We start from the raw sequence: 15,583 nt of genomic DNA on the forward strand, positions 1-15,583 counted from the left end.
CCACTGAGTGTAGCCGCCCTCAGCGCAACAGACGGGCGAGTTGCTGGCCGCAGGTTTGCGGGTTGCTCGCGAGCGCCGCGCGCTGCGTGCTATCGAGCCCCTGCCAGGTGCTGATGATTTCACGACCCAGTGCGGCGGAGTAGTGCTGACGTTGCAGCGCGTAGTCGTTGTTGCTGCCTTCAATCACATTTTCCATGCTCGCCGCCCAGTTATCGGGCTTGTCTGTCTGGATCGTGCAGAACACGGAGGCGTAGTACGCCTTGTCCTCATGGCTGAAGTGTGGCGTCAGCCACCAGTACGCCAGCGCCGCACAGGCGACAACAGGAAGAATAAAACGCCAGGTGAGTAATTTCATAAGTTGATTCTGATACGTCAGTGAAAACGCGGTATGGCCGCGGCAAACGGAGAGTATAACCGTTTTGCTTAAACTTAAGCTCTACGGCCCACCGAAACGCCCGGTTAGCGACCTGCTACACTGGAAATACTGACAACCGGAGGGTGCATGAAATTAGGTTTCGCGTGTAAATTTTTAGATTCAGGGCTCAAACAGGAATTTCCCTTTAAATCGACGACCCGCACCCGTTTTTTAAGTCTCGGCCATGAGGCGCGTCTGACGTTGTTATCGCAGCTCGCACAGACCAATCTAAACAATTTGTATCTGACGCTTGAACAACTCGCGCAGTTACCGGCGGCGTTAAGGATGATGCGTATCGGCAGCGATTTACTGCCGCTTTATACCGTGCCGGAGGCGGGCCCGGTCTATCAGGAATTTCTATCCGACCTGGCACCCTTATTTACCCGCTGCGGCGAGTTTGCCCGCACACACGATATTCGTCTCTCTTTTCATCCCGGCCAGTATTCGGTACTGGCGTCAGATAACCCTGATGTGGTCGAAAGAGCCATTGAGGATGTGGAATATCACACCCTGTGCGCCGTGATGATGGGGTATGGCCAGCGGTTTCAGGATTTCAAAATCAATATCCATATGAACGGCAAGCGAGGTTTCGAAGGCTTTCGCGAGGCGTTTGGCCGGTTAAGCCTGCAGGCGCAGCGGATGCTGACGGTGGAAAATGACGAAATCTCCTGTTCGCTGGACGATGTATTACAGGCGCAGGCGCTCTGCCCCATTGTGCTGGATATTCACCACCACTGGGTAAAAGAGAATGCATTTATTACGCCGGACGATCCGCGTATTGAACAGATAAAAGCCTCGTGGCGCGGCGTGCGCCCGGTCATGCATTATTCCATCTCTCAGGAAGGACTTATTCCGGAACAGGGTTTTCCGGAACAGTCACAGCTCGGCATTCCCAAAACTAAACTGCGCGCGCATTCCGATTATTATTTCAACAGTACGCTGAATGACTGGGCGCTCTCTTTCATCGATTTCGACATTATGTGCGAAGTGAAAATGAAAAATATCGCCCGCGACCGGTTGTATGATTATGCGTTATTAAAAGGGGTGGTGAAGGCAGCGTGAAAAAATGCATGTATGGATATTCAATCTGATATGTTTGTAGCGCACCCGCGGATTTAACCAATGGTGGGTGCGCAAGCTTACCCACCCTACAGAAATAATATGGCGCGTATACCGCGTAGCGCGGGTAAGCGGAGCGCACCCGTCGGTCTAACCCAAAAACCACGCCAGAAAATAGTCGCGAAAACCATCCGCGGGCCGTTAATGATTGGTCGTCATCGCTTCAAACTGCGTCGGTGGCAGCAGCGCGAACGACTGTTTCATTTCTCGGGTTTCCGCCCCCGGCGTGCGGCCAAACAGACGGCGAAACTCCCGGTTAAACTGCGACGGGCTTTCATAGCCGACGCGCAACGCGGCGGTGGCGGCGCTGAGGTTGTCGCGGATCATCAATAGCCGCGCCTGATGCAGACGCACCGCTTTGATGTACTGCACGGGCGAGTTGCTGGTCACCGCTTTGAAATGCGCATGAAAGGCGGGCGCGCTCATGCCGGCTTCGGCGGCGAGCGTTGCGACATCCAGCCGCCCGGCGTAGTCGGCGTGAATGCGTTGCAGCACGCGCGCGATGCGGCTGAACTTGCCGAAGCTTGCCAGCGCCGCGCGAATAGCGCCGCCCTGCTCACCCATCAATACGCGGTAATACAGCTCTTTGACAATCGCCGGGCCGAGAATGTGCGCCTCCTGCGGGTGGCTCAGGGCGCGCAGAAGGCGCAGCGTGGTGTCGGCAAGCGGCGCGTTAAGCGGCGTGGAGAGAATGCCTTCCGGTGGTGTGGCGTCTGCGCCCCGTTCGCCGTCGAGCGCCAGCACCAGTTCAGCAATTACGGTCATTTCAAGCCGCACCGCCACGGCAAGCAACGGCTCCTGCGGCGTGGCGTCGGTTTCGGTTGAAAACGGCAGCGGCACCGAAAGCACCAGATAGTGTTGGGCATTGTAGGTGTAGATCTTATCGGCGAGATAACCGCGCTTGCAGCCCTGGCAGACAATCACAATACAGGGCTCATACAACACCGGCGTGCGCGACAGCGCGCGGTTGGAGCGCATAAAGCGCACCGCATCAAGCTGTGAGCGGGTGTAGCCCTCCTGTGGGGCGAGCTGTTCCAGAAGTTCGATAGTTTCACGCTGTACTGATGACATCGTCATTGCGGCGTCTCCCTCATATTTTCCTGCAACGATTGTGGCACGTTGCGCGCAAAGCTTCACCAGGGCTAATAGGATCAGGCAATACAGCGAGAGGAATAGTGCTATTGAGAGGGCCGCTGCGGGCGTAGCCTTTATGCATACGGCACCGGCAGCCCGCCGGGCCTTCTTGTGAAGGAGTAAGCACCATGACGATGACCGAAGAACGCAAAGTTATCCTGCTCACAGGCGCCAGCAGCGGGATCGGCGAAGCGACGGCGCGCCTGCTAGCCGCCCAGGGCTACCGTTTACTGATTGGCGCGCGCCGCACCGACCGTCTCGCGGCGCTGTGCGAGGAACTGCGCTTTAACGGGGCGCAGATAGATTACGCGGCGCTGGACGTAACGAAACTCGACAGCATGGAAACCTTTGTGCAGACGGCGCTTGATAAATATGGCCAGGTTGACGCCTTCATTAATAACGCAGGCGTGATGCCGCTCTCGCCGCTGGCCTCGCTGAAAGTGGACGAGTGGAATCAGATGCTGGATGTGAACGTGCGCGGCGTGCTGCACGGCATCGCCGCCGTATTGCCGGTGATGCAGGCGCGCAATCGCGGGCAGATCATTAATATCGCGTCCATTGGCGCGTACCGTGTTTCCCCGACCGCCGCCGTGTACTGCGCCACCAAATATGCGGTGCGCGCGATAACCGACGGGCTGCGCCAGGAAAATGAAACGATCCGCGTGACGCTAATCAGCCCCGGCGTGGTGGAATCGGAACTGGCGACGCATATCACGGATGAAACCGCCCGTGTGGCGATGGATGATTTCCGCCGCATTGCGCTGCCTGCCGACGCCATTGCCCGCGCCATCGCCTACGCCATCGAACAGCCCGATAACGTCGACGTGAGCGAAATCGTGGTGCGTCCGACGGCCAGCCCGCATTAATGCTATTTATCTCTGCCGGGGTTCGCCCCGGCTTTTTGCCTCTGCACACCCTTTGCGTTTTTTACAGGCCCGTTTACCCCGCTGCCTGCAAGACGGCGGCACGCGGCGCTCATCACTTTGACGATCCCGGCCACGCGCCCCAGTCGAGGCACCGCGCGGCTGGATGCCCTGAAGCCGCTCAAATAACCCTCAGTCCGCCCCGCTGGCGGGCCTTTTTCATCAGATAAACCCGTAAAACCCGCCACTTTTACCCTGCATCCACCAGGCTTTCTATACTGTTGGCCGGGAGGTTTTACATGCTAAGAATATTTCGCTCGCTTTTTACCAGCCCGGAAAAGCTGGTTCATGCCGTTCATCCGGCGCATATCCAGGATGCAATTGACGAAGGAGAACGCATTATCATCGATGAGGATGGCAACGCCTCGGTTAATGTGGAGTGTCTTGCCGTACAGGAAGATTTCGCCCGCCACGTCGAAATGCTGAAGAGGGCTTAAGATGGGAACGGCGATATTTATGGTGCTGATGGTGTGCGGTTACTGGTATACCAGCCGCGATCTCTCCACCCGGTTTAAGTTTATGCGCACCTCCGGGTGGGACGTCTATTTCCTGGTGGCGCTTTACGGCTGTATTTTCGTGTTGCAGGGCATTATCGCCACCGGCCTGCTGTGGCTGGCGCTGCTTGGCGTCTCAAGCGTGCTGAATGCATTCCCGGCGTGGTCCGGCAGCGACGACTATCACTACCAGATGGCGTTTATGAACTGGAGCTTTCTCGGCATCCAGGCGCCGGTGGTGCTGATGCTGGGCTTTGCCATTCTGTTTTGCCTCTACCGCGCGAACTGGTCGCCGACGGCGAAGCTTGATAACACTGGCCGCCGCACGCTCTACCGCACGCTCTCGCGCGCCAACGGCATCGAAGGGCTGCTGTATGAGTGCATGGAAGAGGGCGAGCTTATCTGGATAACGATGAAATCCCAGCGTGTGTATATCGGGATGATCCATAGCGCCACGTTCGACAGTACCCGCAGCGATATCAGCAATCTGGTGCTCATTCCGATGCTGAGCGGCTACCGCGACCACGAAACGCTGGATTTGCGCGTCGAGCATAATTACAGCGCCTGGTATGACAGCCATGGCATCACGCTGCAGGCCGGAGAGAAATCGGCGCTCGCTTATCGCAAAGTCATTCTGCTCAATCAGATTGAGAGCCTGTCGCTGTTCGACCCGGCGCAGTCGCTGGCGCTTGGGATGCGCGACACGTAGCGCAAAATGGTGCCCGGGCGGCTGTGTTACCCTGCCCGCCTGGGTCAATACAGGGTTATGCGAATGAACGACACTCACTCTTTTATGGCACCGGTGCCGCTGGACAAAGCGTACCGGTTAATTAATCACGGGCGAACGGTGCTGGTTTCCGCCCGTCACGACGGCGTGGAAAATGTGATGGCCGCCGCCTGGGCCTGCGGGCTGGATTTTATGCCGCCAAAGGTGACGGTGGTTATCGATAAAATCGCCCGCACCCGCGAACTGCTTGAGCGCAGTGGGTCATTTGTTTTACAGGTGCCGACCGTCGCACAGCGGGAAATGACGTATCAGGCGGGCACGCTGAGCCTGCATAACGAGCCTGAGAAACTGAAACTCGCCGGTGTGGAACTGTTTCATATGGACGGCGTTGAGGCACCGCTGGTTGCGGGCTGCTCGGCATGGCTCGCCTGCGAGCTGATTCCCGAGCCGCATAATCAGCAGCAGTACGATCTGTTTATCGGTCAGGTGACTGCTGCATGGGCGGATAACCGCGTCTTTCACGATGGCCGCTGGCACTTTGAAGATGCGCCGTCTGAGCTACGCAGTCTGCATCACGTCGCGGGCGGACATTTTTATGCTATCGGCGAGGCTTTCCCGCGTACTGATAACGAAATCTGAACGCCCTTCTCACGTCCATTCCAAAGCCAGCGCGTCTGGCTTTTTTTATGCCTCTTGCAAACGATAAGCCCTGCCATTCGCCGCCATTTTATTCTGAAAAGCTTTTTCTCTAGGCGCTGACGCTGAAGCAGATTTGTTGGATCGTATTAAGTATGTTGTAACTAAAGCAGCTGATTATCGTTCGGTTAAGCCTTTACGCCCGGTTTTTTCGTGGTTTTGCGAGGTTTTTTCTCCGGTGTGCGCATGGCAGCGGCAAGTCCTTCATGCGCCCAGCGCAACAATTCCTGATTATCTTCCACCAGCTCTTCGGCAATGCGGTAATAACCCAACGTGACTTCCTGCTGGCCACCGCTGCGCCGGGTGGTGACATAGGTAAAAGGCGGGAAGCCTTCGGCGATAAACCGCTCGCGGTTCTGATCGTCTGCTTTGATGTAAAGCTGCGCGTCGCCATCCAACAGCGCAAACATCCGTCCGGCCTGAAACAGCGCCACGCAGCCAAACATACGGCGGGTTTCTACCACGCCGAGCGGCGCCAGCTGGTCCAGTACAAACGTCACGTATTCACGAGAAACGCTCATCACTCTCCTCCCGGTTGGGGTACAGGAATTAACTCCGACTTAAAAAGGTCGGGATCTAAATTAAGATCTGTTTAATTAAAAAGGATCGCTAAAAGTGACAGGGTTAGTCGCTCTGCATGCGGCGGGATCGAATGCGATCGTGTATCAGGATATTTTTTGTTCACTTTGCACATGTTATCCACAAGAAAGCGAACCCGCGCAATAATATCTTTATGATAAATCACTAACCCGTTGATAAGCAAAGTTAAACCCTCCCTCTCTCCGGCCCTCTTTATTTGCGGCGCGAAATTTTGGTATGCGTCACATTTTTTAATGACTTTTTATTTTAACGAAAACAGAGGCTTATAAGGAATAGTCAACCTGAGACTTGCGAAGCGTGCAATGAATGCCAGAGTTAACAAGGACTTGATGATTAAGCACAGCATTGTGCCAGACACTGGAAAGGAGGATGTATGAACCGTTTTCAAGAGAAAGTCGTGGTCGTGACGGGTGCAGGATCAGGCATTGGTGCCGCCGCGGCGCGTCGTTTTGCGCATGAAGGCGCAAGCGTTGTGCTGGTTGGGCGCACAAAAGAAAAACTCGATAAAGTGGCCGCGACGCTTACGCAAGGCAAGCACCTGGTCGTGCCCTGCGACGTTTCTGACGCGCAACAGGTACAGGCGCTCGCGCAGCGCGTGGCGGATGAATTTGGTCGCGTCGATGTGTTAGTGAATAACGCTGGCGTGATTGTACAGGGCAAAATTCATGAGATTACGCTTGAGGACTGGGAAACGCTGATAGGCACCGATCTGAATGGCGTTTTCTACTGCCTGCACGCGTTTATGCCGGGCCTGCTGAAAACCAAAGGCAACGTGATTAATATTTCATCGGTCTCCGGGCTGGGTGGCGACTGGGGCATGAGCGTTTATAACGCGGCAAAAGGCGCGGTCACGAACTTTACCCGATCGCTTGCGATGGATTACGGTGCCGATGGCGTACGCGTGAATGCGATTTGTCCGGGCTTTACGTTTACCGATCTCACAGAAGATATGAAGCAGGATGAAGCGCTGCTGCAAAAATTCTATGAGCGAATCCCGCTGCAACGTGCGGGCGAGCCGGAAGATATCGCCGATGCGATTGCGTTTCTCGCGAGCGACGACGCGCGGTATATCACAGGCGCGAATTTGCCGGTGGATGGCGGCCTGACGGCCTCAAATGGTCAGCCGAAACAGGCGTAACAAAAAAGCGGGCTTCATGCCCGCTTTTGCTTTTTGCATCAAAAATAAGAGCGTTTTAAGCCGCCGTCACGGGTTCCAGACGCGCGCCCTGCTGCAGTGACGCCATATCGATCACAAAGCGATATTTCACATCGCTTTTCAGCATCCTTTCCCACGCCTCATTGATTTCCTGAATGTTGATCACTTCCACGTCGGCAGAGATGTTGTGCTTCGCACAGAAGTCGAGCATCTCTTGCGTCTCGGCGATCCCGCCAATACACGAGCCCGCCACGCTACGCCGCCCCATAATCATGGGGACCGTATTGACCGCAGGCTGTACCTCTCCGAGCAGGCCGACAAACACCAGCGTGCCGTCGATTTTGAGCGTCGACAGATACGGGTTGATGTCATGCGCGTAAGGCACGGTGTCGATAATCAAATCGAAATGTCCGGCGACCTGCTGCATCAGGCCTGGCTCTTCAGAGAGCACTACGTGATGCGCACCAAGGCGGCGGGCGTCTTCCTCTTTCCCTGGCGAGCGGGTGAACAGCGTCACGTCGGCACCGAGCGCATGGGCAAGCTTAATAGCCATATGCCCGAGACCACCAAGCCCAACCACCGCGACACGGCTGCCTTTGCCGACGTTCCAGTGGCGCAGCGGCGACCAGGTAGTAATCCCGGCGCAGAGCAGCGGCGCGGCCCCTTTGAGATCTAACCCATCGGGGATGCGCAGCACGAAGTCCTGCGAGGCGAGAATAATCTGTGAGTAGCCGCCAAACGTCAGCTCGCCATCATGGCGATCGATACCGTTATAGGTCTGAATGCAGCCTTCAAGACAGTATTGTTCCAGCCCCTCGCGACACGGAGGACAACTGCGACACGAATCGACCATACAGCCGATGCCCGCGAGATCGCCCGGTTTGAATTTTTTCACGTCGCTGCCGACCGCCGTGACGCGGCCAATGATTTCATGGCCCGGCACAATGGGATACTGACTGAAACCCCAGTCGTCACGAGCCTGATGAAGATCGGAATGGCAGACGCCGCAGTAGAGAATTTCGAGGACGACATCGTCGGGGCGCGGCGCACGGCGGGTAAACTCAAAAGGCGCGAGCGGCGCTTCGGGGCTCTGCGCGGCATAGCCCAGCACTTTCATGGTCATTATTGTCTCCGGTTACGCGTATCAGCGGTGTTTACTTCTTATACTGCGCATCGGTGACTTTTGCCAGGCACCGGGCGGTCCCGGTTATGGTGGGTTGTAAGGAGCGGAGCGCTAACGTCTTGATATCGTTAGTACCGCTCCCCTCCCCCGCCAGGTGCGGATTATTCTGCTTTAGGAAAATCCACCACGGTGTCGTTCACCCGGTTCACCATGTTGGTAAACAGAATGGCGCTGATGGCGCTTAAGATCTCAATAACCTGACGGTCGTCGAAACCGGCGGCGCGCAGCGCGGTCACGTCGCTTTCCGGCAGCGTACCGCGCGTCGTTATCACGGTTTTCACAAAGCGCAGCAGCGCGTCGATATGGGCATCCTGCGCAAACCGCCCGGCACGCAGCGCGCGGGTATCGTCGGCGCTGTATCCCGCCTTTTTCGCCATCAGGGTATGGGCGGCGAGGCAGTAATCACAGCCTGTGGTCTCGCTCACCAGCAGATTGATGGCTTCTAGCTCGCGGGCGCTCAGCGCGCCCTTTTTCAGCGCCATATTGTGTTGCAGCGCCTGGGAGAGAATATCCGGCGCGTTGCTGCCGATGGTGGCATACGCGTTAGGGACTTTACCCATCGCGCTTTTCAGCGTATCAAACAGCTGGGCGGTTTTACCGGTGGCGGTTTCTGTCGCAATGGTCTGTAAACGGCTCATGATGCACTCCTTCGTCAATGAATGCCCGTCTGCGGGCGTTGTGTGCATACTACGCGTGACGCTTTACGCCATCTGCCGCCGGGCGTCGCGGATTTTTGTCTTATCGTCTCAGGAGCTTTATGGACAGCCTCAGCCAGCTCATCGCCCTTCTCGCGCCGGAAAGTTCTGTCGATTTACACTGCCGCTTCGCCGGACGCTGGCAGTCGGATCATGCGCAAAGCCCGGTTGGCCATATTCCCTGGCATGCCATTCTCTCCGGCAGCGCGCGACTGGTGCTCAATGGTGAAGTCATTCATGCACGGGCGGGCGATATCTTTCTGCTGCCTCAGGGCGCGGCGCACCGTCTGGAAAGCCATAAGCAGGACGGTGTCGCCGCCCGCGTGCAGCGGCACGACAATGCGGTGGTGACGGAAGTGGTGACGGAAGGCGACGATACGCCGCTGGTGATGTTGTGCGGTGAGTTTCGCACCGGCGTCAGCGGCGCACTGCTTTTTAGCGGTCAGCCTGCGTTGCAGCGTATCGCCACAGGCGGGCGGGAAGACTGCCGCTCGCTCGCGGCGCTTTTGACCATGCTGTCGGATGAGAGCCTGAGCGGGCGACCGGGTGCCGCGGCGATTGTACGCGAGCTCTCCTCCACACTGCTCACGCTGGTCTTGCGCGCCCTGCTCGCCGATGAGAATGGCGCGCAAGGCATGTTACCATTGCTGGCCGATAAACGCCTGGCACCGGCCGTCAGCGCGGTGCTGACGAACCCGGAACAGCCGTGGACGCTGGAAAGTATGGCGGCGCGCTGTTTTCTCTCCCGTGCTACCTTTGCAAGACACTTTGCCAGCCGTTACCCGCTTACCCCCCAGGCCTGGCTGAATCAGGTGCGGATGGCGCGCGCGGCAAGGCTCCTTGAGCGCGAACAGGACGCTATCGGCCGCGTGGCGGAGGCGTGCGGCTATCTGACCCAGGCCGCGTTCAGCAAAGCGTTCAAAAACGCCTGGGGCGTTACGCCGGGCCAGTTCCGCCAGCAGCACGCCCGCCCTTAGGGGTTATCGCGAGCAAGCTGCGCCATCATCGCGCAAAACGTCTCGCGTGAAACGCCATGTACCGGATGAGTAAAGCGCATCCCGAAATCCTTTTGCAGGCAGTCATAGACCGCGCCGTCGTCGGCAAGCGTCCGGCGCTCGCCATTCATGGTGAGATGGCGGTTAAGCAGTTTTAAGGGCGTTTGTCCGGGAGGGTGCAGCGCCGCCAGCAGGTGATGGCGGAAATGAGAATCCGGCCAGTGGGCAATAAAATGGTTGGCCATCAGGTAATCTGCCGGATACTGACGCGCCTGGTCAAAGCGGTAGAGTGCGTGCCAGTCGTCGCCCTCTTCTTTTAAGAGCAAAAACTCGCTTTGTCGGCTCTCGATACGAAAGCGCCCTTCCGGGCCGGTTATCTCCGCGCCATGTGCAAGCGGGATCGGCGCGCACAGCGTCGCCCCGCCAAAACCGACATCAGCAATCCACGGCGCATCGTCAATCATCACCTGCACCAGGCGGTGCGTGCGCGGCGGCATAGCGTCAGGATCGGCGATTAATACTCTCGCGGCGAGCGCTTCCACGGCAAAGCCGCATTCCGCGAGCGCGCGGGAGAACAGCGCGTTTTGCTCAAAGCAGTAGCCGCCGCGCCCGGCTTCCACCAGCTTGACGAAAATCGCGTCATCATCAAGCAGGATCTCGCGCCCTAACAGCACATCGAGATTTTCAAAAGGAATGGTCGCGGTGTGGCACTTGTGCAGCGCGGTAAGCGTCTCAAGCGTTGGGCGCGGTTCACCGGTGTAGCCAATTCGGGAGAAGTAATCCTGTCGTTTGAATGCCATGCGAAGTCCTTAATCTGCGTCCTTTGTCTGTCTGATGATAGCGCTTTTCCCGTAAAGCATGTGGCAGGGCGTGTTCAGGTTATTGAATTGTCACCGCATAACGAAAAAGCGCCATGCAGCGGGCGATATATTAATGAAAATCGTAGTCGCTCCTTTTTACCGCTTCGCTTAAAACCGCTCTCTGCATTTATTTCCTTTTATGTAAAGCGAATGTAAAAATAAAATTCAAATGCAATTATTTGCTTCATGAAGTTATACAGAAAAGGAGTTTTCGTACATATTTCTCCGCAAGTGGATAATAATTATCCAGTTAATTTGAGTTAAGATTACTCTCAAAAACCAGAATATCCGCGATTCCGTCTCCCGTTTAAAAATATCTGCTACGCTTTTTAGGGCGTATCAAATTTATAAATTCTGTAGAGGACGCATAAATATTTCTTTACAGGTAACTGTATATTTCGGAAGAGGTGATTTATGACGACATACGAAGAAAATTATCATGACTGGCTGCGTGACGCTCATGCGATGGAGAAACAAGCGGAACAGATGCTGGAGTCAATGGCCTCCCGTATTGAGCACTATCCTGACCTCAAATCCCGTCTTGAGCAGCATCTGGAAGAGACGCGCCACCAGCAGCAGCTGATTAATTCCGTTATTGAAAGAAATAACGTTTCAACCTCTGTTGTCAAAGACACCATGAGCAAAATGACGGCGATGGGCCAGGCCGTTGGCGGTATGTTTGCTTCTGATGAAGTGGTGAAAGGCGCTATCAGCGGCTATGTCTTCGAACAGTTTGAAATTGCCTGCTACACCTCGCTGATTGCGGCGGCAAAAGCCGTGGGCGATGAACAGGGTGTGGTGATTTTTAAACAGATCCTGGAACAGGAAATTGCGATGGCGGAGTGGTGTCTGAACCATTTACCGGATGTCACTCAGCAATTCCTTAATCGCGCAGCCGCGCCAGGCGTTGAAGCGAAAAAATAATTTCTGAATAAATTCGCCTGTCATTTATATGGCAGGCAAAAAATGAGTGTTGTCGTGTAAACAGGAGAACCTGATGTTCCGACATGTAAAACAATTGCAATATACGGTCCGCGTCGCGGAACCGAACCCGGGGCTGGCAAATTTACTGCTGGAACAATTTGGCGGCCCACAGGGCGAACTCGCCGCGGCTACCCGCTATTTCACCCAGGGGCTGGGTGATGAAGATCCGGCGCGTAAAGAGATGCTGATGGACATCGCCACAGAAGAACTGAGCCATCTGGAAATTATCGGTTCCCTTGTGGGGATGCTCAACAAAGGTGCTAAAGGCGATTTGGCGGAAGCCACTGAAACCGAAGGCGAGCTTTACCGCTCCATTACGGGTGCGGGTAACGACAGCCATCTGACCCAGGTGCTTTACGGAGGCGGGCCGCCGCTGACTAACTCCGCAGGCGTACCGTGGACGGCGGCGTACATCGATACCATCGGTGAAATCACCGCGGATCTGCGCTCGAACATCGCGGCGGAAGCGCGCGCCAAAATTATCTATGAGCGACTGATCAACCTGACGGACGATCCGGGCGTTAAAGATGCCCTCGGCTTCCTGATGACCCGTGAAGTCGCGCATATGCTCTCGTTTGAGAAAGCGCTCTACTCTATTCGTAATAACTTCCCGCCGGGCAAACTGCCGCCGGTGGAACAGTACACGAATGTTTACTACAACATGTCCAAAGGTGACGACCTGCGCGGCAGCTGGAACAGCGACGAAAACTTCGAGTACGTCGCCGATCCGCAGCCGGCAGTTAATGGAGGCGACGGTATGATTGATATCCAGCTTTCGCCGGAACAGCAGGCGAGCGTACTGACCATGGCGCAGCGTCTGCAGTCCGATCCGGGCATCAACCCGGTGACCGGCGCGGAAATGGGCGCATCAGTGCCCCCGGTAGAGCGTCAGTCGAAAAAGCCGGTTGAGAAAAAATAACCGGCCTTAAAAGAAAACCCTGCTCCGGCAGGGTTTTTTATGGCTTACATCTCATAGCCTGGCTTGCGGGCCAGCGTATCGAGCTGCGGCGCTATCTCGGTATCCCACACCTCGCTTTTCCACTGCTCCGGCTGGACTTCTTTGAGCGCCACCGAAACGGAACTCTCTTTGCTTTGCAGATGTTTAACGATGACCTGAGTGAGTTCATCGGCCAGCGCCTGCTGTTGCGCGTCGCTCAGATCGCGCGGGAAGAATTTCACATCGATATGCGGCATAACGGTTCCTTGAAACGTGAACGGTTCATCATCATGCCCCAGACCAGACTGTTCATTCACGCTTTTTTACGTGCAACACCATCCCTCCTTAGTGACGTTGTCACGCATTTTGGCATTTTTTGCCGTCAAGCGGGCTTACCCGTGGCGACAGGTGTTGCTGCCGTCAGGTTTAGGCTACTATCGTTTCCCTTAACGAAGATAATAATGGTGTAACCTGCTCGCGCCCTCCATGAAGGCGCGGCATTCAACCGGGAAACATTTATGAACCTTAATGAGATCATTCGCACTCGCCATACCAGCAAAGCCTACGATAACAGCCGTAAACTGACGGCCGAACAGCAGCAGGAGCTGCTGGATCTGCTGCGTTTTAGCCCCTCTTCCGTCAACTCCCAGCCGTGGCACTTCTTTGCCGTGACTACTGAAGAAGGCAAGGCGCAGATCCTGCCGGCGCTGATGGACGCCAACCAGGTAAAAGCGAAAAACGCCGCCATGACCGTGGTGTTCACCATTAAAGAAGAGCTGAACGAAGCGCATCTGCTGCAGCTGCTGGAAAAAGAGCAGCAGGATGGTCGCTACGACAGCGAGGAAGCGCGCGCCGCGAACGATAAAGGCCGCCGCTTTTTTGTGGGTCTGAACAGCGAAACGCCGGAGCAGCAGCGCGAATGGATGACCCGTCAGGCCTACCTGGCGCTCGGTTTCCTGCTGCTGGGCGCGGCCGCGATGGGCCTCGACGCGACGCCTATCGAAGGTTTCCATCCGGAGAAAATGGATGAAGTGCTGGGCCTGAAAGAAAAAGGTCTGTGCAGCGTGGTGGTAGCGACCATCGGTTATCGCAGCGATGCCGACTTCAACGCCACACTGCCGAAATCCCGTCTGGATCAGGATGTGGTGATCACGCAGCTCTGAGCGCGTTAATTCACAAAAAGGCCGCCCACGGGCGGCCTTTTTTATGACGCGTTACTTATCAAGCTCCTGAATAATCGCATACGCCGCTTTAATACGGTCGTCATTCGGGAACCACTTGTTGGCGAGCATAATCAGCGCGATACGCTTCTCAGGGATAAACACCGCGTATGTGGAAAAGCCGTTGGTCGAGCCGGTTTTGTTATACCACGCGGCCTGCGGCGCAGGCTGCGGCGGAACGATCGCGGTGGCCGCAAGCCCTTTCATGATGCGCTGGCTGCTGTTGCCTTCAACAAGGCGCGAGAGCGGCGACGGCCACGGATAATATTCCCACATCAATCCCTGTGTGAACTCACCGCTGCGGTAGTAGCCGTTGTGCGTGGCGTTAATCGCCTGACGCCAGCCTGGTGCCACCTCCTGCTCGCCAAGCTGGATTTGCAGATAACGCAGCAGATCCGCGCTGCCGGATTTCAGCCCATACGATTCGGCGTCAAGCGGGCCGGGCGTCACCCGCACCGGTTTGTCGTCCTTGTTATAGCCCTGGGCGTAGTCGTCCATCGCAGCCACCGGCACGTTGATAAAGGTGTGCGTCATGCCGAAATCCCTGAGCAGCCCCTGCTCCATCGCCTCGCTGAACGGCTTATCGAGCGCCTTCGCGGTAATCATCCCGAGCAGCCCGATCCCGAGATTCGAGTAAACGCGCTCGGTGCCGACCGGCTTTTCAGGCTGCCAGGCGCGATACCAGTCCATCAGCTGTGTGGTGTTTTTCACCGCATCGGGCACAAAGAGCGGCGTTCCCGCGGTGTGCGTGGCGAGATTCAGCAGCGTCACGTGGTCGAATGCGCTGCCTTTCAGTGCAGGAAGATACTGGCTGGCGGGCGCGCTGAAATCCAGTTTGCCGTCTTGCTGCGCCTTGCTTGCGAGCGTCGCGGTAAAGGTTTTACTGAGCGAGCCGATTTCGAAAAGCGTGTTTTCATCCACCGGCTTGCGCGTCGCTTTTGACGCCACGCCGTAATGCCAGAAATGCGTTTCGCCGTTAACCGACACCGCCACCGCCATGCCCGGGATCTGGTAGCGCGCCATCAATGGCTTAACGACCGCATCCGGCGGCGCAACGGGCGCGGCCTGCGCATGGCCCGCAAGAACTATCATCATTAACAGCGCACTGACTTTGCTTTTCATCGGCTCTCCTCGCCTCTTTCACCGCACACAAACCGCCATTATCTCCGCTTACTGTGACAAAACTCCATTATTTTCCCTAACAAAGGACGTTTTCTCGCCGGATTTGGGTTATCGCGCATACAACAACCCTGACACTTTTACGGGCTATTCCGTTCTGGCTCACACCCTTACTGGTAGGCTTTGCGAAGCCCCCGGTTTGCGGTTAGGATGCTGCGCCATGTTTTGTCTTATCCGCACAACATAATCACAGGAAAGACGAACATTTGCCGTACAAAAAACCAGCACAGGCAAACGTTTGGTTGGTATACGGCGGTCGGTTATTT

General features: G+C 56.2%; 18 protein-coding genes. 10 read left to right on the top strand and 8 right to left on the bottom strand.

Annotated features, from left to right (window positions below; translation table 11 throughout):
- Positions 1-19 precede the first annotated feature (19 nt).
- Entirely contained in the window at positions 20-355 is a 336-nt protein-coding gene (locus G6041_RS05410) for a hypothetical protein (RefSeq protein WP_012124796.1), read from the bottom strand.
- 147 nt (positions 356-502) lie between these two features.
- Here G6041_RS05410 and G6041_RS05415 point away from each other — a divergent pair, with 147 nt between their 5' ends.
- Complete coding sequence (locus tag G6041_RS05415; RefSeq protein ID WP_012124797.1) at positions 503-1,477, top strand: UV damage repair endonuclease; 975 nt, start codon at positions 503-505, stop codon at positions 1,475-1,477.
- Positions 1,478-1,675: 198 nt separating this feature from the next.
- On the opposite strand, the gene G6041_RS05420 is transcribed toward G6041_RS05415, so the two are convergent.
- Positions 1,676-2,611: an AraC family transcriptional regulator gene (locus tag G6041_RS05420; RefSeq protein WP_054628728.1), complete on the bottom strand. Its 936-nt coding sequence runs from the start codon at positions 2,609-2,611 to the stop codon at positions 1,676-1,678.
- Between the two features lie 185 nt (positions 2,612-2,796).
- Between G6041_RS05420 and G6041_RS05425 the strand changes: the two genes are divergently transcribed.
- The 4 genes from G6041_RS05425 to G6041_RS05440 all read left to right on the top strand — a co-directional run bounded on the left by G6041_RS05425 (position 2,797) and on the right by G6041_RS05440 (position 5,451).
- Complete coding sequence (locus G6041_RS05425; RefSeq protein ID WP_084999374.1) at positions 2,797-3,534, top strand: SDR family oxidoreductase; 738 nt, start codon at positions 2,797-2,799, stop codon at positions 3,532-3,534.
- A gap of 296 nt (positions 3,535-3,830) precedes the next feature.
- Entirely contained in the window at positions 3,831-4,028 is a 198-nt protein-coding gene (locus tag G6041_RS05430) for a hypothetical protein (RefSeq protein ID WP_004384946.1), read from the top strand.
- A gap of 1 nt (position 4,029) precedes the next feature.
- On the top strand, positions 4,030-4,794 hold the full coding sequence (locus G6041_RS05435) for a hypothetical protein (RefSeq protein WP_007867746.1): 765 nt from the start codon (positions 4,030-4,032) through the stop codon (positions 4,792-4,794).
- Between the two features lie 63 nt (positions 4,795-4,857).
- Entirely contained in the window at positions 4,858-5,451 is a 594-nt protein-coding gene (locus tag G6041_RS05440) for a flavin reductase family protein (protein ID WP_012124800.1), read from the top strand.
- Between the two features lie 185 nt (positions 5,452-5,636).
- Here the strand turns inward: G6041_RS05440 and G6041_RS05445 are convergent, their stop codons facing one another.
- Positions 5,637-6,029, bottom strand: a complete 393-nt coding sequence (locus G6041_RS05445; protein ID WP_012124801.1) for a TfoX/Sxy family protein — start codon at positions 6,027-6,029, stop codon at positions 5,637-5,639.
- A gap of 452 nt (positions 6,030-6,481) precedes the next feature.
- Here G6041_RS05445 and G6041_RS05450 point away from each other — a divergent pair, with 452 nt between their 5' ends.
- A complete protein-coding gene (locus G6041_RS05450; protein ID WP_012124803.1) occupies positions 6,482-7,246 on the top strand; it encodes an SDR family NAD(P)-dependent oxidoreductase in 765 nt (254 codons plus the stop codon).
- Between the two features lie 55 nt (positions 7,247-7,301).
- Here the strand turns inward: G6041_RS05450 and G6041_RS05455 are convergent, their stop codons facing one another.
- Both G6041_RS05455 and G6041_RS05460 read right to left on the bottom strand, forming a co-directional pair.
- Entirely contained in the window at positions 7,302-8,387 is a 1,086-nt protein-coding gene (locus G6041_RS05455) for an NAD(P)-dependent alcohol dehydrogenase (RefSeq protein ID WP_084999402.1), read from the bottom strand.
- A gap of 161 nt (positions 8,388-8,548) precedes the next feature.
- Complete coding sequence (locus G6041_RS05460; RefSeq protein ID WP_041460508.1) at positions 8,549-9,085, bottom strand: carboxymuconolactone decarboxylase family protein; 537 nt, start codon at positions 9,083-9,085, stop codon at positions 8,549-8,551.
- Between the two features lie 119 nt (positions 9,086-9,204).
- Here G6041_RS05460 and G6041_RS05465 point away from each other — a divergent pair, with 119 nt between their 5' ends.
- Positions 9,205-10,119 (top strand): AraC family transcriptional regulator, encoded by a 915-nt coding sequence (locus tag G6041_RS05465; RefSeq protein WP_012124806.1) that lies wholly within the window; start codon positions 9,205-9,207, stop codon positions 10,117-10,119.
- Here G6041_RS05465 and G6041_RS05470 read toward each other — a convergent pair.
- Positions 10,116-10,937 (bottom strand): arylamine N-acetyltransferase family protein, encoded by an 822-nt coding sequence (locus G6041_RS05470; RefSeq protein ID WP_007867732.1) that lies wholly within the window; start codon positions 10,935-10,937, stop codon positions 10,116-10,118. The genes G6041_RS05465 and G6041_RS05470 overlap by 4 nt on opposite strands.
- A 474-nt stretch (positions 10,938-11,411) precedes the next feature.
- On the opposite strand from G6041_RS05470, the gene G6041_RS05475 reads away from it, so the two are divergent.
- Positions 11,412-11,921 (top strand): ferritin-like domain-containing protein, encoded by a 510-nt coding sequence (locus tag G6041_RS05475; RefSeq protein ID WP_004384953.1) that lies wholly within the window; start codon positions 11,412-11,414, stop codon positions 11,919-11,921.
- Positions 11,922-11,994: 73 nt separating this feature from the next.
- Positions 11,995-12,900, top strand: coding sequence for a manganese catalase family protein (locus G6041_RS05480; RefSeq protein WP_004384954.1), 906 nt, complete (start codon positions 11,995-11,997; stop codon positions 12,898-12,900).
- Between the two features lie 44 nt (positions 12,901-12,944).
- Here G6041_RS05480 and pptA read toward each other — a convergent pair whose 3' ends face one another.
- Positions 12,945-13,175, bottom strand: a complete 231-nt coding sequence (gene pptA / locus G6041_RS05485; protein WP_007867731.1) for a tautomerase PptA — start codon at positions 13,173-13,175, stop codon at positions 12,945-12,947.
- A gap of 261 nt (positions 13,176-13,436) precedes the next feature.
- Here pptA and nfsB point away from each other — a divergent pair, with 261 nt between their 5' ends.
- Complete coding sequence (gene nfsB, locus G6041_RS05490; RefSeq protein ID WP_012124808.1) at positions 13,437-14,081, top strand: oxygen-insensitive NAD(P)H nitroreductase; 645 nt, start codon at positions 13,437-13,439, stop codon at positions 14,079-14,081.
- Between the two features lie 51 nt (positions 14,082-14,132).
- Here the strand turns inward: nfsB and blaCSA are convergent, their stop codons facing one another.
- Complete coding sequence (gene blaCSA, locus G6041_RS05495; protein WP_012124809.1) at positions 14,133-15,260, bottom strand: CSA family class C beta-lactamase; 1,128 nt, start codon at positions 15,258-15,260, stop codon at positions 14,133-14,135.
- Positions 15,261-15,583: the final 323 nt, after the last annotated feature.

Source organism: Cronobacter sp. HA18003 (assembly GCF_011605905.1).
Classification (GTDB): Bacteria; Pseudomonadota; Gammaproteobacteria; order Enterobacterales; family Enterobacteriaceae; genus Cronobacter; species Cronobacter sakazakii.

Bases quoted from the DNA above. Each gene is read 5' to 3' on its own strand.
- G6041_RS05415 (WP_012124797.1), top strand. From the start codon at position 503: ATGAAATTAGGTTTCGCGTGTAAATTTTTAGATTCAGGGCTCAAACAG.
- G6041_RS05465 (WP_012124806.1), top strand. From the start codon at position 9,205: ATGGACAGCCTCAGCCAGCTCATCGCCCTTCTCGCGCCGGAAAGTTCT.
- G6041_RS05480 (WP_004384954.1), top strand. From the start codon at position 11,995: ATGTTCCGACATGTAAAACAATTGCAATATACGGTCCGCGTCGCGGAA.
- blaCSA (WP_012124809.1), bottom strand. From the start codon at position 15,260: ATGAAAAGCAAAGTCAGTGCGCTGTTAATGATGATAGTTCTTGCGGGC.
- G6041_RS05460 (WP_041460508.1), bottom strand. From the start codon at position 9,085: ATGAGCCGTTTACAGACCATTGCGACAGAAACCGCCACCGGTAAAACC.
- G6041_RS05440 (WP_012124800.1), top strand. From the start codon at position 4,858: ATGAACGACACTCACTCTTTTATGGCACCGGTGCCGCTGGACAAAGCG.
- G6041_RS05445 (WP_012124801.1), bottom strand. From the start codon at position 6,029: ATGAGCGTTTCTCGTGAATACGTGACGTTTGTACTGGACCAGCTGGCG.
- G6041_RS05425 (WP_084999374.1), top strand. From the start codon at position 2,797: ATGACGATGACCGAAGAACGCAAAGTTATCCTGCTCACAGGCGCCAGC.
- G6041_RS05435 (WP_007867746.1), top strand. From the start codon at position 4,030: ATGGGAACGGCGATATTTATGGTGCTGATGGTGTGCGGTTACTGGTAT.
- G6041_RS05470 (WP_007867732.1), bottom strand. From the start codon at position 10,937: ATGGCATTCAAACGACAGGATTACTTCTCCCGAATTGGCTACACCGGT.
- G6041_RS05450 (WP_012124803.1), top strand. From the start codon at position 6,482: ATGAACCGTTTTCAAGAGAAAGTCGTGGTCGTGACGGGTGCAGGATCA.
- nfsB (WP_012124808.1), top strand. From the start codon at position 13,437: ATGAACCTTAATGAGATCATTCGCACTCGCCATACCAGCAAAGCCTAC.
- G6041_RS05410 (WP_012124796.1), bottom strand. From the start codon at position 355: ATGAAATTACTCACCTGGCGTTTTATTCTTCCTGTTGTCGCCTGTGCG.
- G6041_RS05475 (WP_004384953.1), top strand. From the start codon at position 11,412: ATGACGACATACGAAGAAAATTATCATGACTGGCTGCGTGACGCTCAT.
- pptA (WP_007867731.1), bottom strand. From the start codon at position 13,175: ATGCCGCATATCGATGTGAAATTCTTCCCGCGCGATCTGAGCGACGCG.
- G6041_RS05420 (WP_054628728.1), bottom strand. From the start codon at position 2,611: ATGACGATGTCATCAGTACAGCGTGAAACTATCGAACTTCTGGAACAG.
- G6041_RS05430 (WP_004384946.1), top strand. From the start codon at position 3,831: ATGCTAAGAATATTTCGCTCGCTTTTTACCAGCCCGGAAAAGCTGGTT.
- G6041_RS05455 (WP_084999402.1), bottom strand. From the start codon at position 8,387: ATGACCATGAAAGTGCTGGGCTATGCCGCGCAGAGCCCCGAAGCGCCG.